The 21,040-nt window shown below is 63.4% G+C and carries 23 protein-coding genes; 10 read left to right on the top strand and 13 right to left on the bottom strand.

Annotation, left to right across the window (positions count from 1 at the left end):
- Positions 1-279: hypothetical protein (locus JC607_RS13790; RefSeq protein WP_198837500.1), on the bottom strand; the 279-nt coding region annotated here is incomplete at its 3' end.
- A gap of 351 nt (positions 280-630) precedes the next feature.
- Between JC607_RS13790 and JC607_RS13785 the strand changes: the two genes are divergently transcribed.
- Positions 631-1,173 carry a biotin transporter BioY gene (locus JC607_RS13785; RefSeq protein ID WP_198837499.1) on the top strand — a complete coding sequence of 181 codons (543 nt, stop codon included), beginning with the start codon at positions 631-633 and terminating at the stop codon, positions 1,171-1,173.
- A 76-nt stretch (positions 1,174-1,249) separates the two neighbouring features.
- Here JC607_RS13785 and aroQ read toward each other — a convergent pair whose 3' ends face one another.
- Together aroQ and metF are read right to left on the bottom strand one after the other, a co-directional pair.
- On the bottom strand, positions 1,250-1,687 hold the full coding sequence (aroQ, locus tag JC607_RS13780; protein WP_198837498.1) for a type II 3-dehydroquinate dehydratase: 438 nt from the start codon (positions 1,685-1,687) through the stop codon (positions 1,250-1,252).
- A gap of 199 nt (positions 1,688-1,886) precedes the next feature.
- A complete protein-coding gene (gene metF, locus JC607_RS13775; RefSeq protein ID WP_198837497.1) occupies positions 1,887-2,756 on the bottom strand; it encodes a methylenetetrahydrofolate reductase [NAD(P)H] in 870 nt (289 codons plus the stop codon).
- Between the two features lie 87 nt (positions 2,757-2,843).
- Between metF and JC607_RS13770 the strand changes: the two genes are divergently transcribed.
- Together JC607_RS13770 and JC607_RS13765 are read left to right on the top strand one after the other, a co-directional pair.
- Positions 2,844-3,749: a LysR family transcriptional regulator gene (locus JC607_RS13770; protein WP_198837496.1), complete on the top strand. Its 906-nt coding sequence runs from the start codon at positions 2,844-2,846 to the stop codon at positions 3,747-3,749.
- 152 nt (positions 3,750-3,901) lie between these two features.
- Positions 3,902-4,750: a L,D-transpeptidase gene (locus JC607_RS13765; RefSeq protein ID WP_198837495.1), complete on the top strand. Its 849-nt coding sequence runs from the start codon at positions 3,902-3,904 to the stop codon at positions 4,748-4,750.
- Between the two features lie 59 nt (positions 4,751-4,809).
- Here the strand turns inward: JC607_RS13765 and JC607_RS13760 are convergent, their stop codons facing one another.
- Complete coding sequence (locus JC607_RS13760) at positions 4,810-5,286, bottom strand: DUF2867 domain-containing protein (protein WP_198837494.1); 477 nt, start codon at positions 5,284-5,286, stop codon at positions 4,810-4,812.
- A gap of 181 nt (positions 5,287-5,467) precedes the next feature.
- On the opposite strand from JC607_RS13760, the gene JC607_RS13755 reads away from it, so the two are divergent.
- Both JC607_RS13755 and JC607_RS13750 read left to right on the top strand, forming a co-directional pair.
- Positions 5,468-6,256: an inositol monophosphatase family protein gene (locus JC607_RS13755; RefSeq protein WP_198837493.1), complete on the top strand. Its 789-nt coding sequence runs from the start codon at positions 5,468-5,470 to the stop codon at positions 6,254-6,256.
- Positions 6,257-6,340: 84 nt separating this feature from the next.
- Complete coding sequence (locus JC607_RS13750) at positions 6,341-7,447, top strand: pyridoxal phosphate-dependent aminotransferase (protein ID WP_198837492.1); 1,107 nt, start codon at positions 6,341-6,343, stop codon at positions 7,445-7,447.
- Between the two features lie 9 nt (positions 7,448-7,456).
- Here the strand turns inward: JC607_RS13750 and JC607_RS13745 are convergent, their stop codons facing one another.
- From JC607_RS13745 to gatB, 3 genes are all read right to left on the bottom strand, one after another.
- The gene (locus JC607_RS13745; protein ID WP_198837491.1) at positions 7,457-7,930 is read right to left on the bottom strand and encodes a DUF4177 domain-containing protein; all 474 of its coding nucleotides are present in this window, start codon (positions 7,928-7,930) and stop codon (positions 7,457-7,459) included.
- 172 nt (positions 7,931-8,102) lie between these two features.
- Positions 8,103-8,417: a multidrug efflux SMR transporter gene (locus tag JC607_RS13740; RefSeq protein WP_198837490.1), complete on the bottom strand. Its 315-nt coding sequence runs from the start codon at positions 8,415-8,417 to the stop codon at positions 8,103-8,105.
- A gap of 188 nt (positions 8,418-8,605) precedes the next feature.
- Positions 8,606-10,117 carry an Asp-tRNA(Asn)/Glu-tRNA(Gln) amidotransferase subunit GatB gene (gene gatB / locus JC607_RS13735; RefSeq protein ID WP_198837489.1) on the bottom strand — a complete coding sequence of 504 codons (1,512 nt, stop codon included), beginning with the start codon at positions 10,115-10,117 and terminating at the stop codon, positions 8,606-8,608.
- Between the two features lie 394 nt (positions 10,118-10,511).
- Here gatB and JC607_RS13730 point away from each other — a divergent pair, with 394 nt between their 5' ends.
- A complete protein-coding gene (locus tag JC607_RS13730) occupies positions 10,512-11,144 on the top strand; it encodes a transglycosylase SLT domain-containing protein (protein WP_198837488.1) in 633 nt (210 codons plus the stop codon).
- Positions 11,145-11,230: 86 nt separating this feature from the next.
- Here the strand turns inward: JC607_RS13730 and JC607_RS13725 are convergent, their stop codons facing one another.
- From JC607_RS13725 to JC607_RS13715, 3 genes are all read right to left on the bottom strand, one after another.
- Entirely contained in the window at positions 11,231-11,764 is a 534-nt protein-coding gene (locus tag JC607_RS13725; protein WP_198837487.1) for a hypothetical protein, read from the bottom strand.
- A gap of 86 nt (positions 11,765-11,850) precedes the next feature.
- Positions 11,851-14,502: an aminopeptidase N gene (pepN, locus tag JC607_RS13720; RefSeq protein ID WP_198837486.1), complete on the bottom strand. Its 2,652-nt coding sequence runs from the start codon at positions 14,500-14,502 to the stop codon at positions 11,851-11,853.
- A gap of 123 nt (positions 14,503-14,625) precedes the next feature.
- A complete protein-coding gene (locus JC607_RS13715; RefSeq protein WP_233092901.1) occupies positions 14,626-15,147 on the bottom strand; it encodes an NUDIX hydrolase in 522 nt (173 codons plus the stop codon).
- A 62-nt stretch (positions 15,148-15,209) separates the two neighbouring features.
- Between JC607_RS13715 and JC607_RS13710 the strand changes: the two genes are divergently transcribed.
- Positions 15,210-15,635, top strand: a complete 426-nt coding sequence (locus tag JC607_RS13710) for a rhodanese-like domain-containing protein (RefSeq protein ID WP_198837485.1) — start codon at positions 15,210-15,212, stop codon at positions 15,633-15,635.
- Here the strand turns inward: JC607_RS13710 and JC607_RS13705 are convergent.
- A complete protein-coding gene (locus tag JC607_RS13705; protein WP_198837484.1) occupies positions 15,605-16,072 on the bottom strand; it encodes an SRPBCC family protein in 468 nt (155 codons plus the stop codon). The genes JC607_RS13710 and JC607_RS13705 overlap by 31 nt on opposite strands.
- 84 nt (positions 16,073-16,156) lie before the next feature.
- Entirely contained in the window at positions 16,157-16,408 is a 252-nt protein-coding gene (locus JC607_RS13700; protein WP_198837483.1) for a BolA family transcriptional regulator, read from the bottom strand.
- Between the two features lie 86 nt (positions 16,409-16,494).
- On the opposite strand from JC607_RS13700, the gene JC607_RS13695 reads away from it, so the two are divergent.
- Positions 16,495-17,130 (top strand): J domain-containing protein, encoded by a 636-nt coding sequence (locus JC607_RS13695; RefSeq protein WP_198837482.1) that lies wholly within the window; start codon positions 16,495-16,497, stop codon positions 17,128-17,130.
- 80 nt (positions 17,131-17,210) lie between these two features.
- Here the strand turns inward: JC607_RS13695 and JC607_RS13690 are convergent, their stop codons facing one another.
- Positions 17,211-17,687: a hypothetical protein gene (locus tag JC607_RS13690; protein ID WP_198837481.1), complete on the bottom strand. Its 477-nt coding sequence runs from the start codon at positions 17,685-17,687 to the stop codon at positions 17,211-17,213.
- Positions 17,688-17,955: 268 nt separating this feature from the next.
- Between JC607_RS13690 and cobS the strand changes: the two genes are divergently transcribed.
- Together cobS and cobT are read left to right on the top strand one after the other, a co-directional pair.
- Positions 17,956-18,930 (top strand): cobaltochelatase subunit CobS, encoded by a 975-nt coding sequence (gene cobS / locus JC607_RS13685; RefSeq protein WP_198837480.1) that lies wholly within the window; start codon positions 17,956-17,958, stop codon positions 18,928-18,930.
- Positions 18,931-19,142: 212 nt separating this feature from the next.
- Positions 19,143-21,011, top strand: a complete 1,869-nt coding sequence (cobT, locus tag JC607_RS13680; RefSeq protein WP_198837479.1) for a cobaltochelatase subunit CobT — start codon at positions 19,143-19,145, stop codon at positions 21,009-21,011.
- Positions 21,012-21,040: the final 29 nt, after the last annotated feature.

The following is a 21,040-nucleotide window of genomic DNA, read 5'->3' as shown; positions in this document are numbered from 1 at the left end:
GATCGCCGACCGCCGGGTGGGGTCAATATTGCGCGCCGATAGGGGGTCAGCTTTCAACACCGATTGACATTCACGGCCCCTGAAGCTGCCATTGAAGCCAGCCTTCAACAGGGATTGAATGCCCTGCCAAAACCCACAGCGCCGGTCAGTGCACACCGCCGCGGGCATCGACCAGGACGTGCCCCGAAGATTGACAGCGATCCAGAAGTGCGGGCGTTCATCGCGGCGCGGATTGATCGGCTGACCTTCGATCAGACCGCGGCTGATATTGCGGAACACTTCCATGCTTCGCGGCATGTTGGCCGGAGCACGATCTGGGAGTGGCGGCGCAGACAGCGCAGGGCGACAGGCAACGCCATCCGGAAGTGAAACGACTCCGCCGGATCATCCGGGATAGGCTCCGGCCCCCCGGCGGACCCCCGGCCACTTCCGCAATCAAACCATCTGTCATCACCCTTTCAAACCATGTAACACCACATACCCGGCCACAATTGCAGGGGCCAAAACTGCGGGAGAAATCTCGGGAACAATGTCGGGTGGCAAAAAATCCTGACATGCGCATGTGATATTGCCCTTGATGCAACCTCCCTGTGCAGCATAGCGTGCTGCAAGTGCATAAAGGAGCAGAAGATGGAGCGCAGCCTCACCCATATCGCCCTGATGGCCGCGGTGCTTGCGGCGCTCGCCCTGATGCCGCAGATCGCGCTGCCCTTTGGGATTCCGATCACCGCGACATCGCTGGGGGTGATGCTCTGCGGCACGGTGCTTGGCGCGCGCAATGGCTTTCTTGCGGTGCTGCTATACCTGTTGCTGGGCCTTGCGGGATTGCCGGTCTTCGCGGGCGGTAAATCGGGGCTTGCGCCCTTCATGGGCCCGTCCTTCGGCTTCCTGATCGGTTATCCGCTCACCGCTTTCGTGATCGGCTGGCTGGTGGAGCGCACCACGCTGCCGGTGGGCTGGGCTGCCGGCGCGGCCTCGGTGATCGGGGGCATCGGGGTGCTTTACCTGTGCGGTATTCCGGTCATGGCCTGGATGCTGGATGTCTCGCTGACGCAGGCGGCCTTCTATTGCGGCGCCTTCCTGCCGGGTGACTTTGTCAAAGCGGTGCTCGCTGGTCTGCTCACGGCCTCGCTGGCAAGGGCGCGCCCGGCCTCACTGCTGTCACGTGCCTGACCGGCGGCAGACGATTTCTTGCAAGAAATCGGCGCGTTTCCTTTGAAAGGAAACGCTGCGCCCGGACGGTCCGGCTTCAGCCGATCAGCGTCGCAATACGGCGCAGCGCGAAAGCATAGCCTTCGGTGCCGCAACCCGCGATGACCCCATCGGCGCGCGACGAGACATAGGAATGATGGCGGAAGGCCTCGCGTTTGTGGATATTCGAGATATGCACCTCGATCACCACCCCCTCGAAGGCGTTCAGCGCATCAAGGATGGCCACCGACGTATGCGAATAGGCGCCGGGATTGATGATGATCGCAACCGAGCTGCCCCGCGCCTCATGGATATGATCCACCAGCACGCCCTCATGGTTCGACTGATGCGCCACCAGCCCGAACCCGGACTCCTCCGCCAGCCGGGCCACCATCGCCTCGATATCGGCGAGTGTCTCATGCCCGTAGATCTCCGGCTGGCGCTTGCCCAGCAGGTTCAGGTTCGGCCCGTTCAGAAGCATGACCTGTTTTGCCATCTCATTTCCCCGTCATCGGCCCTTCAGGCCCCGCTCACCGCATGAGGATAGCCGAGCCCGGGCAGCCGGGCACCCCCCTCGCGACAATAAAAAATGCGGCCCCGTCCTCCGCGCCGCAGCGAAAGAACGGAACCGCCAGGGAGATGGCTTCAGCCTGCAAGCGGCCTGAGGCCGGGTGCAGCACTGCCTCCGGTCGCCCTCAGGCGACGTTTTCCAGAACCAGCTGAGGCTGGATGCCAAGCGCGCGCACCACTTCGCGCGTCAGCTCCGGGCGGTTCAGCGTGTAGAAATGCAGATCCTCAACGCCGCCTTCGATCAGCCGGTCGCAGAGCTGGGTGCATTGCGCCAGGGCGTAAAGCTCTTCACGCCCGTCGCGTGCGGCGCGGGTAAACGCCTCATCAAGCCTGGCCGGCACATCCGTCCCGCAGCGTTTCGCGAATTTCTTCGCCCCCTCCCAGGAAATGACCGGCAGGATCCCCGGAATGACCGGCGCCGTGATCCCCGCCTTCACGCAGGCATCGCGGAAGCGAAAGAACGTATCCGCCTCAAAGAAGAACTGGGTCATGGCCGAGGTTGCACCGGCATCGATCTTGCGCTTAAGGAAATCGACATCTGCTTGTGTCGAGGCGCTGTCGGGATGCGGCTCCGGATAGGCGCCGACCCGCACTTTGAACTTGCCGGTCTTTGCAATCGCCTCGACCAGCTCGACCGAAGACGCAAAACCCTCGGGATGCTTTTCCCAGGCGGCCGCCCCTTTCGGTGCATCACCGCGCAGCGCCACGATCTCGCGCACACCGGCCTCGTAATAGCTCTCGACGATCTCCATCGTCTCGGCTTTCGACGCATCGACACAGGTCAGATGCGCGGCGACATTCAGCCCGTAATTGCGATGGATGATGCCCACCGCCTCATGGGTCAGCTTGCGCGTGGTGCCACCCGCGCCATAGGTGACCGAGACGAATTCCGGCTGCATCGGCGCCAGGGCCTGCACCGTATCCCAAAGCCGGAACGAGGCATCGAGCCCCTGCGGCGGGAAAAACTCGAACGAGATGCGCGGCGTTTTCGTCATGATGGATCTCCGTGAACAAGCCCCTTGTCGCAGATTCGCCAATGTGAGACAAATTCATAATCCTCAGCATCTTTATGAAAACGCCACATGTATATCGAAATCCGCCATCTGCGCACCATCCGCGCCATCCATACCGCCGGCGGCCTCGCCCGCGCCGCCGAGATGATGAATATGACCCAGTCGGCGCTGTCGCATCAGGTCGCGGGGCTCGAGGATCAGGCGGGGATGGAGCTCTTTGTCCGGCGCTCGAAACCGATGCGGCTTTCGGCGGCAGGGTTCCGGATGCTGAAGCTCGCCGATCGGATCCTGCCCGAGATCGACGCGCTGGAAGAAGAGTTCATCGCCTTGAGATCGGGGAAATCGGGACGGCTGCATATCACGCTGGAATGCCATGCCTGCTATGACTGGCTGTTTCCGGTGCTGGAAATGTTCCGCCGCGCCTGGCCCGAGGTGGATGTCGATATCCGCGCGGGCCTCGCCTTTGATGCCATGCCGGCGCTCAATCGTGAAGAGATCGATCTGGTGATCACCTCGGATCCGGGAAGCCAGAACGGTGTCACCTTCAACCCGCTCTTCGACTATCATCCGACCTTTGTGGCCTCGTCACAAAACCCGCTTGCGGCGAAAGAGTTCATCCAGGCCGAGGATTTCCGCGACCAGGTGGTGATCACCTATCCGGTCAGCCGCGACCGGCTGGATCTCTTCACCGAAGTGCTGACACCCGCCAAGGTGGAGCCCCGCGGCCATCGCACCGCCGAGCTGACGGCGGTGATCCTGATGCTGGTCGGATCGAACCGGGGCGTGGCGGTGCTGCCCGACTGGGTGATGCGCGAAGTGCGCAGTTCCAGCGATTACGTCACCCGCCCGCTCGGGCCGGATCCGGTCCTGAAACGCATGTATGCCGCCACGCGCGAAGAGGACAGCACCCGCCCCTATATGGCGCATTTCCTGCGGCTTGCGCGGATCGAGGCGGTGCGGCTGCAGCGTGGCTGAACTGCAACTTTGCTGCTCTAAGCGGCTTTTCGCTGCAAAAGGCGGGTTTTCATAACCTGGCATTGACCGAATCGTCGTTGACTATTTTCCGGCTCCGCCAAAAGCTGAGCCACGACCCCCTGTTTGCCGATTTGACGATGACGGAGAGTAGTATGCGCGCAGATTTTTTGCCCGCTCTGGCGCTTATCCTGGCCCTGGCCGCGGCTCCGCTGCTGGCGGAAACCCAGCCCGGCACGCCGGCCGCCACCAGCGCCGCCACGGCACCCGGCGCCAAATTCATAAAGCCCGAAATCATCACTCCGGATCCGGGCGCTGAGGAACCGGTGCAACAGGCGGGCACCCTCGCAGAAGAAATTCTTTCCGCCGCGACGCTCGACACCGGCGAAGACGCAACCCCGGTTTCGGAGCCCCCCGAAAGCGCCGCACAGCAGAGCATATCGCCAACGCCCGGCACTCTCACGCCGGAAGCCGGAACAGCTGCGACCGGCACGACCTGGACCGGGACCCTTGAGCCCCTGGCGTCAGAGCCGTTTGCAACGACCTCCCTGCCGCAAGACCCCGCCATACCGGTGGAAATCGTGCTGGAGGCGGCGACCTCCGGCGTGACCCGGGCGGTGGCAATTGTCGAAGAGCTCCGGCGAGAGACCATTGAGGTTCGCGTCTCGATCTCGCGGCAGATGATGGAGGTTCGGTATAATGGCGAGGTCCTTCATGAATGGCCGGTCTCGACCGCGCGGAAGGGCAAGGTGACGCCCAAGGGCAGCTTCAAGCCGCAATGGCTGTCGAAGAACCATAAATCCTCGCTCTATAACAACGCGCCGATGCCCTATTCGATTTTCTACAGCGGCAATTATGCGATCCATGGCACCGATCAGGAATCAAAGCTTGGCCGCCCGGCCTCGGCGGGCTGCGTGCGCCTCAGCCGCGCCAATGCGAAGATTCTCTTCGCAATGGTGCAGCAAGAGGGCAAGTCGAAGATGAAGGTCGAGATCCTCGACTGATCACAGGCGCAGCGTCCACGCAGTGTCCCAGCCGCGCCCTCGCCGGACGGTCGGCGGGCTCAGCGCCGCATCAGCCTGCGCCGCAACCGCCGCAGCATATTGCGCACGATAAGCCGATGGGCAAAGCCGACCGGCAGCATATAGATCCGGCCATAGAGATTATGGGTGATCACCGATGAGGTGATCGCCACCTCCTTCCCCGCGGTCGAAATGCAGGTCATCACATCGAGATGACGGTCGCGTTCGGTCAGGACCAGCAGATGCGGCCCGGCACGCTCCACGAGAAAAAAATCCAGCCGATCCCCGACCTCGACCCTCTCGTGGCGGGTGCCGGAAAAGCCGCCGATCCGCCGCACGCCGAACCGCGCGGAAATCGCATCGCGGATCCGGAACGCCAGCTGCATCAGCGGCTGCGGCTCAGACATGATCAGGTTCCAGGCCTCCAGCGCCCCCAGAGCCACCGGCAGCTCTGCCCGCGCGCAATCGTAAAACCAAAGCCTGTCCCGCCTGGCAAGTGTCACGATTTCTGGCTGCATCTTTTCCCCTGCCGTCAGGCGCTGACCCATTCTGGGGCCAACAAAGCCACATCGCCATAGCGCAAAAGGTCGCAATTCCCGGCCCCAGCCGCAGTTTCACGCTGCTTCCGGCCCTTTCCTTCCCGCGTCTTTCCCTGTAAGGCCCATCCGTTCCAGCCAATGACTGACCCGGAGTCCGCCCATGCAGGGAAGCGCCAACCTGAACCTTATGATCAAGGCCGCCCGCAAGGCTGCGCGCTCGCTGGTCAAGGATTTCCGCGAGGTCGAGAACCTCCAGGTTTCCGCCAAGGGTCCGGGAGATTTCGTCTCGAAGGCCGATCGCGAGGCCGAACGGATCATCAAGGAAGATCTGATGGGCGCGCGCCCGTCTTACGGCTGGCTGGGCGAGGAAACCGGCGGCACCGAGGGCCAGGACCCGACGCGGCGCTGGATCGTCGATCCGCTGGACGGAACCAATAACTTCCTGCACGGGATCCCGCACTGGTCGATCTCCATCGCGCTGGAACATAAGGGCGAAATCGTCTCGGCCGTGGTCTATGACGCGCCGAAGGACGAGATGTTCTACGCTGAAAAAGGGTCGGGCTGCTGGCTGAACGACAATCGCCGCCTGCGGGTCTCGGGGCGGCGCAGCCTGCATGAATCGCTGTTTGTCACCGGCATTCCGCATGGCGCGCAAAAGACGCTGCCCGCGACGATGAAAGACCTCTCGCTGGTCAGCCCCGGCACGGCGGGCGTGCGTTCGTCGGGGTCGTCGGCGCTGGATCTCGCCTGGGTTGCTGCCGGGCGCTATGAGGGCTGTTTCCAGCGCGAGCTGAAGGCCTGGGATATGGCGGCGGGCCTTTTGCTGGTCAAAGAGGCCGGCGGTCTGGTGGAAGGCATCCGCGAAAACCAGGATCCGCTCGACAGCGGGTCGGTCATCGCGGCCAATGACCAGATCTTCAACCAGCTCGCAGGTCTGCTGCGCGGCTGAGACGCGCGACCCGGGCCATGCCCCTCGCAGAGGCGCATCCCGCCTCTTGCCGGGGCGCGGCGAAGCGGCCATTCTCGCGCCATCATGAGCCGCTTCCTTACGCCCCGCATCGCCGCCCTTCCCGCCACCGTGCCCTTTACCGGCCCCGAGACGCTGGAGCGCCGCACTGGCCGCCCCTTCCGCGCCCGGCTTGGCGCCAATGAAAGCGGCTTTGGCCCCTCGCCCCGCGCGCTGGCCGCGATGCAGGAAGCGGCATCCGAAGTGTGGATGTATGCCGACCCCGAAAATTACGATCTGAAACAGGCACTTGCCGCCCGCCACGGTTGCACGCCCGGCCATATCGCTATTGCTGCCGGGGTGGATACGCTCTTGGGTCTTTTGTGCCGGATGGTGCTGCAACCCGGCGAGACGGTGGTGACAAGCCTTGGCGCCTATCCGACCTTCAATTTCCACGTCGCGGGCGCCGGCGCCGATCTGGTCCGGGTGCCCTATCTTGGCGCGCATGAAGACCCCGAGGCGCTGCTGGCGGCGGCAAAGACGCATCGCGCAAAGCTCCTCTATCTCGCCAATCCCGACAATCCGATGGGCAGCCATCATCCCGGCGCCACGATCCGCGCGCTTGCCGATGCGCTGCCGCCAGAGACGCTCCTCGTGCTGGACGAGGCCTATGCCGAGCTTGCGCCGGATGAGGCCATCCCCGATATCCCCGCCGAGCATCCGCAGGTGATCCGCTTGCGCAGCTTTTCAAAGGCCTGGGGGCTGGCGGGCGCGCGGGTCGGCTATGCGATTGCCGCGCCGGATCTGGCCGGAAGCTTCGACCGGATCCGCGACCATTTCGGCATGGGGCGGATCAGCCTCGCGGGCGCGCTGGCCTCGCTGCAGGATCCGGACTGGATCCCGGAGATCCGGGCCCGCATCGCCACCGCGCGCGACCATATGGGCGTGATCGCCCGCGAAAACGGGCTCGAGCCCCTGCAATCGGCCACCAATTTCGTCACGATGGATTGCGGCCGCGATGGCGATTATTCGCGCCGTGTTCTGGCGGAATGCGAGGCACGCGGGCTGTTCATCCGCATGCCTGGTGTAGCACCTCTGGATCGCTGTATCAGAATCAGCCTCGGGCCAGAGCCGATGATGGATCTGGTCGCCAGGATCCTGCCCGAAGCCCTGCGCGCTGCGCAGGGAGCGTGACTCGCGGGCCTATTCCGCCGCAAGTTCCGGCCGTGCCGGGCCAAGCGAAGGCGCAGAATTCACCTCACGGGGCTGGGCATGCAGAACCGGGGCCAGGACGGCGGCAGCCTCGGGTGCGGCGAGAACGGGTGCTGCGGGCGCAGGCATCGCGGGCGCAGGCATGGCGGCTACAGGCTCTGCGGGCGCGGCCGCCACAGCCGCAGGCGCCACCGCAGCCCGCGTGAACACCGGAGCGCGCGGCGCCTCGGCATTGATCTCACGCCGGAAGACCAGCATATTCTGAAAGCTGGTTTTCGTGCCGGTCAGGCCGGAGCGTTCGTCGCAAGGCAGGCTGTCTGCGCGCACATAGTCCCAGCCCTCGGCGCCCAGTTCATTCATCACCGTGCTCAGGGCCAGCGCGAAACGCTCCTCCGTGGACTTGACGCCACGCGCCTTCTCGCCCCTGCGGGGTGCCGGAACCACCTTATATTCGAACCGTTGCATCCTGCTCTCCGGCTTTGGTTTCTTGCGGGCAGTTTAGTGAATTTTTCTCTGTAAGTCCAAATCACAAAACGGTTTTTCCGCAGCCTGCCTCAGTGCAGCAACAAGCAGCCTATGTTGTGGGGCGCCCGTCAGCGCCCCCCAGGTGATGGTAGGCTGTCAGCTTTTCCCGGGGTCAGGAGGACAGCTTCATCAGGACCAGCCCGCCAACGATCATACAGGCGGCAAGAATGCGCAGCGCCGTCGCCGGCTCGTGCAGGAAGATGATCCCGACCACAAAAGCCCCGACCGCACCGATCCCGGTCCAGATCGTATAGGCGGTGCCCAGGGGCAGCACCCGCATCGCCAGTGACAAAAGCCCGAAGCTGAACACCATCGCCACCAGCGTGATAAGGCTGGGCCAAAGCTTCGTAAACCCATCCGAGAGCTTCATGCTATAGGCCCAGAGAACCTCGAGCACCCCCGCAACAATCAGAAAAATCCATGCCATTACGGCCATGCCTCCAGAAGAGCCGGGCCGTCCCGGGCAGAACCTGAGCAAAGGGGTCGTCCCCCTGCCATCGGGGCGACGGTTTCACGCCCCTGGGCCGAAAATTAACACAGGCCCCGGGGCGGTCAAGCCATGCCGGAGCCTGTGAATTTTCTGTTGCCCGAAGGCAACCACCCTTTGGCCGCGCCTCAGAGACCGAGCTTTTTCATCACCAGATCATTGACCGCACCGGGCGCGGCCTTGCCGCCGGTGGCCTTCATCACCTGGCCTACGAACCAGCCCGCAAGTTTCGGGTTCTGTTTCGCTTTTTCGACCTGGGCAGGGTTTTCGGCGATGATCTGATCAACCGCCGCCTCGATGGCGCCGGTATCCGTCACCTGCTTCATACCGCGGTCCTCGACCAGAACCGCCGGGTCGCCGCCCTCGGTCCAGACGATCTCGAACAGATCCTTGGCGATCTTGCCCGAAATCACATTCGCGGAAATCAGATCGACAATACCGCCAAGCTGGGCCGCCGAGACCGGGCTTTCGCCGATCTCCTGGCCTTCCTTTTTCAGCCGGCCAAACAGCTCATTGATCACCCAATTGGCCGATAGCTTGCCATCCCTGCCCTTGGCGACCGCGTCGAAATAGCTGGCATTTTCCAGTTCCGCCGTCAGGACCGAGGCGTCGTAATCGGTCAGCCCGTAATCCGACATGAACCGCGCCTTTTTGGCATCGGGAAGTTCCGGCATCGATTCCGCGATCCCGTCGACCCAGGCCTGTTCGATCTCCAGCGGCAGAAGGTCGGGGCATGGGAAATAGCGGTAATCATGCGCCTCTTCTTTCGAGCGCATCGAGCGGGTCTCGTTCTTGTCCGGATCGTAGAGCCGGGTTTCCTGCACCACCTCGCCGCCATCCTCGAGAATGGCGATCTGGCGGCGGGCCTCGAAATCAATCGCAGCCTGGATGAAGCGCATGGAGTTCATGTTCTTCAACTCGCAACGCGTGCCGAGATGGCTGAAATCCTGGCTCGCCTGGTATTTCTCATACTGGCCGGGGCGGCAGACCGAGACGTTGACATCGGCGCGCAGATTGCCGTTTTGCATATTGCCGTCGCAGGTACCGAGGTAACGCAGGATCTGGCGCATCTTGGCGACATAGGCGGCGGCTTCCTCCGGCCCGCGAATGTCGGGACGCGAGACGATCTCCATCAGTGCCACACCGGTGCGGTTGAAATCGACAAAGCTCAGATTGGGGTCGATGTCATGGATCGACTTGCCGGCATCCTGTTCAAGATGGATGCGTTCGATCCGCACAAGACGCGCCACACCCGGGCCCATCTCGACCAGAACCTCGCCCTCGCCCACGATCGGATGATAGAGCTGGCTGATCTGATAGCCCTGCGGCAGGTCGGGGTAGAAGTAGTTCTTGCGGTCAAAGGCCGAGCGCAGGTTGATTTCTGCCTTGAGGCCGAGCCCGGTGCGCACCGCCTGTTCGACACAGAATTCATTGATCACCGGCAGCATGCCCGGCATCGCGCAGTCAACAAAGCTGACATTGGTGTTCGGCTCGGCACCGAAAGTGGTCGAGGCGCCCGAGAACAGCTTGGAATTCGAGGCGACCTGGGCATGGATCTCCATCCCGATCACCAGTTCCCAGTCATGTTTCGCACCGGCGATGACTTTCGGAACGGGGGGCGTATAGGTCAGATCGAGCATAGTCCACCTCTGCGGCAGGTCGGGATCGGGTCGGTTGACAGAATCACGCGCTGCGGGAGGCCGGAAATGCACCCCGTTGAGCGGTCCCGATGGTGTTTAGGGCGCGCGCGGTCCGGGGGCAAGACCCGGCTGGCCCTGACCGGATCGGCTTTCGCGCAGGAAAAGCAGCGGAGATCCCGGGCCAAATGAGGGGAAAAGCCGCAGCAAAATGCGGCTTCAGGCGAGATCCCGCCAGGTTTCCGCCAGGGGTGGTGGCGGGAACCCGCCGGTTTTTCGCACAGAACTTTGCATATCCGGGCTTTGCCGCTTATTGCCGCACCGTCGATCCCTGCGGTTTGCCTGTTATCCGGTTCGCCCTTTCGGCATTGTCCCGAGGCCATAAAAGGCAAGAAGTATGAAAATCTCCAGGCTGGCTCTGCGTGCCCTTGCGGCAGTAACGGTTGCCCTGTCCCTGAGCGCCTGCGTTCAGGCCGGTGGCAGAACCAAAGCAGTTCCCTCCGAGAGTTTCATCGCCACCTCGCAAATGGGCTGGGAGCGCTATTCCGGATCAAAGGAATGGACCTATGAGGCCCTGGCGGCCGTGTCTCAGAAGGATGCCGAGCTTTCGGCGCGCGTGCCCTCTGATATCGCAACCTGGTGCCCGGCCTATAAATCCGCATCGGTCGAGCAGCGCCGCGCCTTCTGGGTCGGGCTGATGCATGCGGTTGCGAAACATGAAAGCACCTGGAACCCGAAAGCTTCGGGCGGTGGCGGGCGCTATATCGGGCTGATGCAGATCTCGCCGCGCACAGCGGCCTCGCATGGCTGTGACGCGCAATCGGTTTCGGCGCTGAAAGATGGTGGCGAGAACCTGAGCTGTGCGGTCGAGATCTTCTCGAAAGCCGTGGCGCGGGACGGGGTTGTTGCCGGTGCCGGCAATCAGGGCATTGGCCGCGACTGGGGCCCGTTCCGCAAATCCGAAAAACGCGCCGAGATGGCGGCCTGGACCTCGGCTCAGCCCTGGTGCTCGGGCGCAGCCAAACTCTGACCCGGGCCTGATGGCGCGGACATGAAAGCGGCCCCTTGCGGGGCCGTTTTTGAGTATTTGGGTCAGGGGAAAAGCGCGGTACCGGCTCAGCTGACGCGGAACTGGCGGGCCATGTCGTCAAGCGCGTCACGCTGGCGCGGCGACAGGGTGCCATCGCGCGAGGCGGCGGCGATGTCTTTCACCACCTGCATCAGCGGCGCGAAGCCTTCGGCGCCTTTCAGCTTCCAGACCCGTTTTGTCAGCCGCTTCAGCCCCGGATCGGCGCCTTTCGATTCATTGATCAGCCAGCGGCCAAGGATCACCGCCTCTTCCGCGCCCGCCCGGTCATAGCCGAGATGACGTTGCAGCGAGATCAGCAGCGCATCCTGCTGTTCAGCGGTCGGCAGAGCCGACAATTCCAGAAAAGCAAGTGCGGCGCCGGCAATGGCGACATCGCCATCCTGCAGGCTTTCCACCGGATGTTCGTTATAGCGGCGGCGAAAGCCAAAGCGGCGCGCCGCCGACATGACATCCTGCGCGACGCCGGCCAGATCCTGCGCCGCCTGCCCCGCCGCTTTCATCCGCCAATACCAGATGGCCGCCGTGGCGATGATCCCGAGAAGTGCTATGATGACCGGCAATGGTATAGCTCCAACAATTCACGTCTGAAACTCACGCTCATGTGAAGACATCTGGCTTTGAAGGTCAATATCCTGGCCGGCGGCCGCTACCGGGCAGCGAGCATGCGTCCGGCCATTTCCGACAGATCGCGGCTGAGGCCGGGCGTGGAGAGAATGCGGCTCAGCGCGGCGCGGATCAGGCCCTGGCGCGTCGGGTCATAGCGTGGCCAGGTCTCGAACGCGGTCGACATGCGGGCCGCCGTCTGCGGGTTCAGGGGGTCCAGCTGCAAAAGCCAGTCCGCCAGCAGCCGGTAGCCCGCGCCATCCGCGCGGTGGAAGCCCGCGTGATTGGCCGCAAAGGCGCCGAACACCGCGCGGAATCGATTGGGGTTTTTCAGGTCGAAATCCGGTCGCTGTGTCAGCTCATCAACCAGCGCCGCCACCCGCTCCGGTGCGGCGCAGCTGATCTGCAGCGAGAACCATTTGTCCATGACATTGCGGTCAGCGGACCAGCGGGTCGCGAAGGCCGTCAGTTCCGCCTCGCCCGCACCAATATCCACGAGCGCTGTCAGCGCACCGATGCTTGCGGTCATATTGCTGGCGGCGGCAAAGGCCGACCTCGCGGCCACCCCGTCCTCTATGCGCGACAAAAGCGCAAGCAGCGCATTGGTCAGCGCCCGCCGCCCCGCGCCGGCGGCGTCGGGGATGAAGGGGCCGGTATCGGCCAGCCCCCGGATCAGCCCGGGCAGGTCGGCTGCAAGAGCGCGGGCGAGCGCCTGCGCGGCGTCGCGGCGGGCGGCCCGGATTGCATCGGGATCGGGTTCGATGCCCTGATCATGCAGCGCCTGGGCCAGATCATCCTCGCCCGGCAGGCGCAGCAAAAGCGCGCGGAAGGCAGGATCAAGCCCCTGATCGCGGATCAGCGGCACGAGAGCCTCGGCCCAGCCGGCCAGCAGATCATCCTTGCCGCGCACCAGATCGGTGAGCATCTCGCGCGCCAGCGAGCGCCCCGCCTCGTAGCGGTTGAAAAGATCGCTGTCATGGGCCTGCAGGAAGGCGCGTTCGCGGGCCGTGGTCTCGCGTTCCAGCACCACCGGCGCCGAGAAGCCGCGCAGGACCGAAGCGACAGGCCGCGCCGCCAGCCCGTCGAATGTGAAGGATTGTTCGGTATCTGTCATCTCGAGCACCCGGGTCGGCACCACTTCGGATCCGTCCGGGGCGAGGAGCCCCACCGCAATCGGGATCACCTTTGCCGTCTTCTGCGCCTGGCCGGGCGTCGCCGGAGTATGCTGGCGGATGGTCAGCGTATAGCGCCCGTTCTCAAAGCTTTCGCAGAAGTTCAGGCGTGGCGTGCCCGCCTCGAGATACCAGCGGGCGAACTGGCTCAGATCGCGCCCCGTGGCGTCCTCAAAAACCTTCAGCCAGTCCTCGATCGTTGCGGCATCGCCGTCATGGCGGGTGAAATAAAGATCAAGCGCCTGATCCCAGGCCGCATCGCCCACCAGGGTTTTCAGCATTCCGATCAGCTCGGCGCCTTTTTCATAGACGGTGGCGGTGTAGAAATTATTGATCTCGACAAAGCTTTCGGGCCGCACCGGATGCGCCAGCGGTCCCTGATCCTCGCGGAACTGCCGGGCGCGCAGCAGCGCCACATCCTCGATCCGTTTCACCGCATGGGAGCGCATATCACCCGAGAATTGCTGATCGCGGAAAACCGTCAGCCCCTCTTTCAGGCAAAGCTGGAACCAGTCGCGGCAGGTGATGCGATTGCCGGTCCAGTTGTGGAAATATTCATGCGCGATGATCGCCTCGATCCGGGCGAAATCGTCATCGGTGGCGGTCTCAGGGCTGGCCAGCACGAATTTGGAGTTGAAGATATTCAGCCCCTTATTCTCCATCGCGCCCATGTTGAAATCATCGACGGCCACAATGTTGAAAACGTCGAGATCATATTCGCGCCCGTAAACTTCTTCATCCCATTTCATCGACCGGATCAGGCTGTCCATCGCCCAGGCGCAGCGGTTTTCATCGCCCGGACGGACCCAGATCGCCAGATCGACGGCGCGGCCTGACCGCGTCGTGAAGCTGTCGTGATGCGCCACGAGATCACCGGCCACCAGCGCGAAGAGATAGGCGGGTTTGGGCCAGGGGTCATCCCATTCCGCCCAGGACCCGCCGCGCCCCGCCGGATTGCCGTTGGACAAAAGCACCGGCAGATCGCTTTCGATGCGGACATGGAACCGCGCCATCACATCGGGACGGTCGGGATAGAAGGTGATCTTGCGAAAGCCCTGGGCCTCGCATTGCGTGCAATACATGCCGTTCGACATGTAAAGCCCCTCAAGCGCGGTATTCGAGGCCGGATCGATCTCGACCAGCGTTTCCAGCGTGAAGGGGCCATCGGGCAGAAGATCGGCGGGAATGGTCAGCCCGGTCTCGTCCGGGGTCAGATCCAGCAGCGCCCCGTCAAGGCGCAGCGAGATCAGCCGCAGATCCTCGCCGTCAAGCCGCAGCACATGGCGGCCCTTCGCCTCGGGATTGGGGCGCAGATGCAGCTTTGCCGCAACTTTCGTGGATTTCGGCGCAAGATGGAAGGTCAGCCCGACCCGGTCGATCAGATGGCTGAAGGGGCGGTAATCGGCCAGCCAGACGGTGCGCGGGTCATGGGCCTTGCCCGAACCGGCATCAGCGACGGGGGGTTCGGCGACGGGGGTTTCGGCGACGGGGGGCTCGTCGGGGCTGGAATGATCGGCGGTCATGGCGATTTCCCTTTCCTTATATCCGAATACCTGGACCCCTGCCCCGGCGGTTACAAGGGGCCGGCCTGAAGATCGGCTCGGTGGTCAGTTCGGGGCAGTTCGGGGATCAGCCTGAGGATCAGCTCAGGGGGCGGCAGGCGCTGCCTCGTGCAGCGCCGCCCGCAGAACCGCATCGACATCAGCGCTCATCGGAAGGGCGCGGGCCAGCACGGTATCACAGGGGAACCAGGCGGCCTCTTCGGCATCATCCGCCGCCAGCACCTCGCCCGAGAGGTAGCGGCAGACCACCGGGACGAGGAAATAATGCCAGGCTACCTCCTCTGCGCCCGCGCGGACCGGCCCGATGATATCGAGCCCGGGCAGCTGGCGGATGACAGCCGCGATGATCCCGGTTTCCTCGGCCAGCTCGCGCAGGGCCGCGTCGCAGACGCGCTCGCCGAATTCCACCTTGCCGCCGGGATAGCCCCAGAGCCCCTGATCGGGCGGGTTCCGGCGCCGCACCAGCAGCACCCTGCCCTCCTGCACCACCACGGCCAGCGCGGCCAGGCGCGGGGTTGAAACGGGCCGCCGCGAAACTGATGGGGAAGAAACTGACGGGGAAGAAACAGGAGGCGGGATCCGGGTCATGGTGAAACGCTCCTTCATCTGCACCCTCGCCAGACGGGGCCCGGCCTGGCAGAATGGCGGCAGAATCAGGGGGGAAGTCCATGGCAGAGCCGCGCGAAAAACTGGGATATCGCGATCTTCTGGCGCGGGCCAATGCCGCGATCGTCACGCTGGCACCCGACGAGGCTGCCGCGCGGCTGGCGGCAGGGGATGCGGTGTTTGTCGATATCCGCGACCCGCGCGAACTGGAGCGCGAAGGGCAGATCCCCGGCGCCCGGCACGCCCCGCGCGGCATGCTGGAATTCTGGATCGACGCGGACAGCCCCTATCACAAGCCCTGGCTGGCCGAAGACCGGCTCTACGTTTTCTATTGCGCCTCTGGCTGGCGTTCCGCGCTGGCGGCAGAGGTCGCGGGCCAGATGGGGCTGACCTGCGCGAGCCTTGGCGGCGGCTTTACCGCCTGGAAAGCCGCCGGCCACCCTGTCGCTCCCAGGGGTCAAAGCGTCAGCGCAAGCTCTCCCAGCTGATCGGCGGCCGCGCCCCAGCCCTCGTGAAAGCCCATTTTCTCATGTTCTGCCTTTTGCGCCGCGGTGCGGTGCAGCGCATTGGCGCGGTAAAGCGAGCCCGCGCCATCGGGCAGAACCTCCATCACCGCGGTAAAGCCAAAGCTGCCCTCATTCGGGTGCCAGCCGCCACGCATCAGATCGGTCCAGACGAGGCGCCGCCCGGGAACCACCTCAAGCACGCAGCCATGACCCGGCATCTCGCCATGCCCCGGCACATCCATCACCGAACGGAAGGAACCGCCCGGCCGCAGATCCAGGCTGACATCGCGGGTGACAACGGGGCGCGGGGCGAACCAGGCCTCGATCAGGGCGGGCTCGGTCAGACAGCGCCAGATGCGGTCGGGCGCGGACTGAAAGCGGCGCTCGATCCGCAGATCGGTCTCGGGATTGAACTGCATGGCATCCTCCCTGCATATCCACGTGGAGAAAGCCTCGCATATCCGCAGCCGGGGCAGCAGTGCCCCCCGGCCCGTAAGCCGGTTTCAGCCGATATCCAACGCCAGCGCGTGGATACGCCCCGGAATATCTTCAAGCGCCGCCAGCACCGCACGATGTCTGGCGATCCGGCTCATCGGCGCGAAAACACCGGCGCGGATGCGCACCGCGAAATGCGTCTCGCCGGTGCCATCATCGCCGGAATGCCCGGCATGGCGATGGCTTTCATTCAGCACCTCCAGCTCCTCCGGCGCGAAAGCCGCACGCAGCTTTGTCTCGATTTCGTCAATCACAGGCATTTTCGCCCACCCCCTCTTCAATCCGCCGCTAAATCACCTAAACTTGGCCGCCCGAGTCGGAAAGGCAGCATAAGGCCCTCTATCCAATGGTCAGTAAGAACCCATTCGAATTCGATCTCCGTGTTTCCACGGATAAGAAGCGTAAATCCGCCGGCCGCCGCGCCGGTGTCTCTGCGGCTGCAACCTCGACGCATCGCTGTGACTACCCTGATTGCGACAGAGGCGGCGAGTTCCGTGCCCCGAAATCGCGTGAGCAGCTCGACGAATTTTTCTGGTTCTGTAAGGACCATATTCGCGAATACAACCTGAAGTGGAATTTCTTTGACGGCACCTCGGATGAGGAATTCAGACGCATCGTCGAGAAGGACCGGCTTTGGGAGCGCGAGACCAAACCGTTTTCCAAAAAGGATGACGGCAATGCCTGGGCCCGGATGGGGGTGAATGACCCGCTGGAGATCCTTGGCGAGAAGGGCACCCGTTCGGCGCCCTCGACCGCCTCGACCGGCGCCACGCGCAAATTGCCGCCGACCGAGAGGAAAGCACTGGAGATCCTCGACAGCCGCGACACCATGACCAAAACGGAAATCCGCAAGCAATACAAAGGCCTGATCAAGGTTCTTCACCCGGATATGAATGGCGGAGACCGCAGTCAGGAAGAGATGCTGCAAGAGGTGGTCTGGGCCTGGGATCAGATCAAGGACAGCCGGCATTTCCGCGACTGACCCCCCTGTTTTCCTGCGGGGCTGAGATCCTGGTGCCCCGGCCCGCCCCTCAGAATGCTGGCCGGGGCGGCTGGCTGCGCTTACCCGGAAGCTGCCTCCTGCTCGCGCTGCAGTTTGCGACCATATCCCCAGCTTATCAAAATGCCAGCCAGCCAGATCACCGTGAAAAGAGGATCAACAGCCGCTTCCACCAGGATCAGGATCGGTGCAAAAGCGCTCGCATATGCCAACATCAGGAACGTTGACACCGGGTTGGAAGGCCATTCAGAGACGAACAGAAATGCGCTGAACATCAGGGATATGAGCACCGGTGTCAGACAGCCCGCGAAAAATCGGGCGCCTTTGCCCCGGCACCAGCATGGCGCCATCAGCATTCCGGCCCCGCCCGCTGTCAGCATCACTGTCAGATATTCGATCATGACACCGGCGAGAGCAGTGGCGCTTCCGTCAGCGCCCGAGATCTCAGCGCCATAGTCCCCGTAAGCTGGGCAAAGTTGCAACGCCAACGCGGTCATCGCCCAGATCATCCCGAATAAGAGACGCTGTTTCAATATCATATTCAGGTCCCGTGTTCTGATACGCGGCCAGTGTCCAAGTCTCAGCGCGCCACCCCGCACATGAGCTCAACAGAGCCAGTGCTTCACGGCAATGTCTGGACAAAACCGGGGCCCTGAGCAGGCGCATACCGCCGAGGCACCGCGCGCAGCCTTCGGCGCGTCATTGTATCCCGACCAATGGCGCTCTTGCACCTCTGTGCGTAATGTTCCATGAACCTCGGGACAGCCTGACATTTTCCCTAAATCTGCCCGAACCCTGGACCTGACCATGCCCGAGAATGCGATCAAGCCGACCGAAGAAATCTCTGTCCGCGAGGTGTTCGGCATCGATACCGAAATGCGGGTCAAAGGCTTCGCCGATCGCACAGATCGCGTGCCCGAGATCGACAGCACCTATAAATTCGACCCTGATACCACGCTCGCGATTCTGGCCGGCTTTGCCTATAATCGCCGGGTGATGATCCAGGGTTATCACGGCACCGGGAAATCGACCCATATCGAACAGGTCGCCGCGCGGCTGAACTGGCCCTGTGTGCGCGTCAACCTCGACAGCCATATCAGCCGGATCGACCTGATCGGTAAGGATGCGATCAAGCTGGAAGACGGCCGCCAGGTGACGAAATTCCAGGAGGGCATCCTGCCCTGGGCCCTGCGCAACCCGGTGGCGATTGTGTTTGACGAATATGATGCCGGCCGCGCCGATGTGATGTTCGTGATCCAGCGCGTGCTGGAGCATGATGGCAAGCTGACGCTGCTCGACCAGAATGAGATCATCACGCCGCATCCCTCGTTCCGCCTGTTCGCAACCGCGAATACTGTGGGCCTTGGCGATACGACCGGCCTCTATCACGGGGTGCAGCAGATCAACCAGGCCCAGATGGACCGCTGGTCCTTGGTCGCCACGCTGAATTATCTGTCGCATGACGCGGAAACCGCCATCGTTCTGGCGAAAAACCCGCATTACAACACGGCCGAGGGCCGCAAAACCATGAGCCAGATGGTGACGGTGGCCGACCTCACCCGTACTGCTTTCATGAACGGTGATCTCTCGACCGTAATGTCGCCGCGCACCGTGCTGAACTGGGCGCAAAACGCGCAGATCTTCCGCAATGTGGGCTATGCGTTCCGGCTCTCCTTCCTGAACAAATGCGATGAGCTGGAGCGCCAGACCGTTGCCGAATTCTACCAGCGCTGCTTCAACGAAGAGCTGCCGGAATCCGCTGCCTCTATGGCGATGAAGTAAGAAAAGACGGGGGGCTGCCTGCCCCCCGCGGCCTTCGGCCTCCCCCGGGGATATTTTCAGACAGAAAATGAAAGCAGGTTTTCGCATATTTTCTGTCTTTAAATATCCTCGGGGGGAGGGCCGCGCAGCGGGCCGGGGGGCAGACAGCCCCCCCTCCCCGGTCTGCGGTATTTTCCTTGCATCTCCACCCGCGCCGGTGACAGGGTCCATCCATGAGCAAACCCGCCGATAATCCTGCCGATCCTTTTAAAAAAGCCCTTGCCGAGGCCACGAAAGTGCTGGCCGACGATCCGGAGATGACCGTCTCTTATTCGGTCGACCCGCCCGGCATGAACCGCGATGGCGTCCGGCTGCCGCAGGTTTCGCGGCGTATGACGCGGGATGAGGTAATGCTCGCCCGTGGCACGGCGGATGCTTTCGCGATGCGGCGCAAGTTTCATGATGAGAAGACGGCGGCGAAATATGCGCCGGTCGGACAGCTGGCCCGCGATATTTACGAGGCGATGGAGACCGCGCGCTGCGAGGCGATGGGCGCCCGGGTGATGCCCGGCACGGCCACCAATATCGATGCGAAGATCGGTCAGGAAGCGGATCGCAAGGGCTATTCACAGATCGCTTCGGCCCAGGATGCACCTTTGCCGGTCGCGGCGGGCTACCTGGTGCGCGCGCTTGCCACCGGACGGAAATTGCCGGGCGGCGCCGAGAATGTGATGTCGCTCTGGCGCGGCTTTATCGAGGAACAGGCCGGCGGCACCCTGGGGAGCCTCGATGAGGTGCTCTCGGATCAGTCGGCTTTCGCGCGGCTGGCGCGCCAGGTGATCCAGGATCTCGGCTATGGCGATCAGCTGGGCGATGACCCGGATCGCCCCGATGATGACGAGGCCGGCGACGAGGCCGAAGAGGATCAGGACAGCCCCGACAACCAGGAGGGCGAGGAGGAGCAGGGCGAGGAGGCCGAGGCCTCGCCCGAGCGGTCCCAGGAAGAACAGCAGGACGAATCTCAGGCGCAGGTCCAGATGGACGACAATGCCGAGATGGAGCTTGGCGATGAGACCGAGATGCCTGAGGGCGAGGCGCCGCTGGAGCCGCCGCCCCCTGCCCCCCATTCCGATGCCGATCCGAATTATACCGTCTATACGACCCAGTTTGACGAAGAGATCCGCGCCGAAGAGCTGGCGGAACCGGCGGAGCTGGAACGGCTCCGGGCCTATCTCGATCAGCAGCTTGACCCGCTGAAAGGTGCGGTGGGGCGGCTGGCAAACAAATTGCAGCGCCGCCTGCAGGCGCAGCAGAACCGGTCCTGGCTGTTTGACCTGGAAGAAGGCGTGCTGGATGCCGGGCGGCTCGCCCGGGTTGTGGCGAACCCGACCACGCCGCTTTCGTTCAAATGGGAAAAGGATACCGAGTTCCGCGACACGGTGGTGACGCTGCTGATCGACAATTCGGGGTCGATGCGCGGCCGGCCGATCTCGATCGCGGCGATCTGCGCCGATGTGCTGGCGCGCACCCTGGAGCGCTGCCAGGTCAAGACCGAGATCCTCGGCTTTACCACCCGCGCCTGGAAAGGCGGCCAGAGCCGTGAGAAATGGCTCGGCGAGGGCCGCCCGCAGCAGCCCGGCCGGCTGAATGATCTGCGCCATATCATCTATAAAAGTGCCGATGCGCCCTGGCGGCGGGTGCGCCCGAACCTCGGCCTGATGATGAAAGAGGGGCTCCTGAAGGAAAACATCGATGGCGAGGCCCTGGAATGGGCGCATCGCCGGATGCTGGCGCGGCCCGAGGCGCGGCGGATCCTGATGGTGATCTCAGATGGTGCGCCGGTCGATGATTCGACCCTGTCGGTGAACCCGGCGAGCTTCCTTGAGAAACATCTGCGCGATGTGATCGCGATGGTGGAAAAGCGCCGTGCGGTGGAGCTGATCGCGATCGGGATCGGCCATGATGTGACGCGCTATTATCAGCGTGCGGTCACGATCACCGATGTCGAGCAGCTGGCGGGGGCTATGACCGAACAGCTGGCGGGGCTGTTTGACAAGGATCCGCGCGCTGCCAAACGGGCGGGGATGCGGAAAACCGGGTAAGGGGGCACTGCCCCCGTCCCGTTCCGGGA

Origin of the sequence: Paracoccus sp. IB05 (genome assembly GCF_016405985.1) — a bacterium.
Classification (GTDB): domain Bacteria; phylum Pseudomonadota; class Alphaproteobacteria; order Rhodobacterales; family Rhodobacteraceae; genus Pseudogemmobacter.
Note: the sequence above shows the minus strand (reverse complement) of the source record. Positions and strands in the feature narration are given on the sequence as shown.

Coding starts and splice junctions, on each gene's coding strand:
- JC607_RS13785 (WP_198837499.1), top strand. CDS start 631: ATGGAGCGCAGCCTCACCCATATCGCCCTGATGGCCGCGGTGCTTGCG.
- aroQ (WP_198837498.1), bottom strand. CDS start 1,687: ATGGCAAAACAGGTCATGCTTCTGAACGGGCCGAACCTGAACCTGCTG.
- metF (WP_198837497.1), bottom strand. CDS start 2,756: ATGACGAAAACGCCGCGCATCTCGTTCGAGTTTTTCCCGCCGCAGGGG.
- JC607_RS13770 (WP_198837496.1), top strand. CDS start 2,844: ATGTATATCGAAATCCGCCATCTGCGCACCATCCGCGCCATCCATACC.
- JC607_RS13765 (WP_198837495.1), top strand. CDS start 3,902: ATGCGCGCAGATTTTTTGCCCGCTCTGGCGCTTATCCTGGCCCTGGCC.
- JC607_RS13760 (WP_198837494.1), bottom strand. CDS start 5,286: ATGCAGCCAGAAATCGTGACACTTGCCAGGCGGGACAGGCTTTGGTTT.
- JC607_RS13755 (WP_198837493.1), top strand. CDS start 5,468: ATGCAGGGAAGCGCCAACCTGAACCTTATGATCAAGGCCGCCCGCAAG.
- JC607_RS13750 (WP_198837492.1), top strand. CDS start 6,341: ATGAGCCGCTTCCTTACGCCCCGCATCGCCGCCCTTCCCGCCACCGTG.
- JC607_RS13745 (WP_198837491.1), bottom strand. CDS start 7,930: ATGCAACGGTTCGAATATAAGGTGGTTCCGGCACCCCGCAGGGGCGAG.
- JC607_RS13740 (WP_198837490.1), bottom strand. CDS start 8,417: ATGGCATGGATTTTTCTGATTGTTGCGGGGGTGCTCGAGGTTCTCTGG.
- gatB (WP_198837489.1), bottom strand. CDS start 10,117: ATGCTCGATCTGACCTATACGCCCCCCGTTCCGAAAGTCATCGCCGGT.
- JC607_RS13730 (WP_198837488.1), top strand. CDS start 10,512: ATGAAAATCTCCAGGCTGGCTCTGCGTGCCCTTGCGGCAGTAACGGTT.
- pepN (WP_198837486.1), bottom strand. CDS start 14,502: ATGACCGCCGATCATTCCAGCCCCGACGAGCCCCCCGTCGCCGAAACC.
- JC607_RS13715 (WP_233092901.1), bottom strand. CDS start 15,147: ATGAAGGAGCGTTTCACCATGACCCGGATCCCGCCTCCTGTTTCTTCC.
- JC607_RS13710 (WP_198837485.1), top strand. CDS start 15,210: ATGGCAGAGCCGCGCGAAAAACTGGGATATCGCGATCTTCTGGCGCGG.
- JC607_RS13705 (WP_198837484.1), bottom strand. CDS start 16,072: ATGCAGTTCAATCCCGAGACCGATCTGCGGATCGAGCGCCGCTTTCAG.
- JC607_RS13700 (WP_198837483.1), bottom strand. CDS start 16,408: ATGCCTGTGATTGACGAAATCGAGACAAAGCTGCGTGCGGCTTTCGCG.
- JC607_RS13695 (WP_198837482.1), top strand. CDS start 16,495: ATGGTCAGTAAGAACCCATTCGAATTCGATCTCCGTGTTTCCACGGAT.
- JC607_RS13690 (WP_198837481.1), bottom strand. CDS start 17,687: ATGATATTGAAACAGCGTCTCTTATTCGGGATGATCTGGGCGATGACC.
- cobS (WP_198837480.1), top strand. CDS start 17,956: ATGCCCGAGAATGCGATCAAGCCGACCGAAGAAATCTCTGTCCGCGAG.
- cobT (WP_198837479.1), top strand. CDS start 19,143: ATGAGCAAACCCGCCGATAATCCTGCCGATCCTTTTAAAAAAGCCCTT.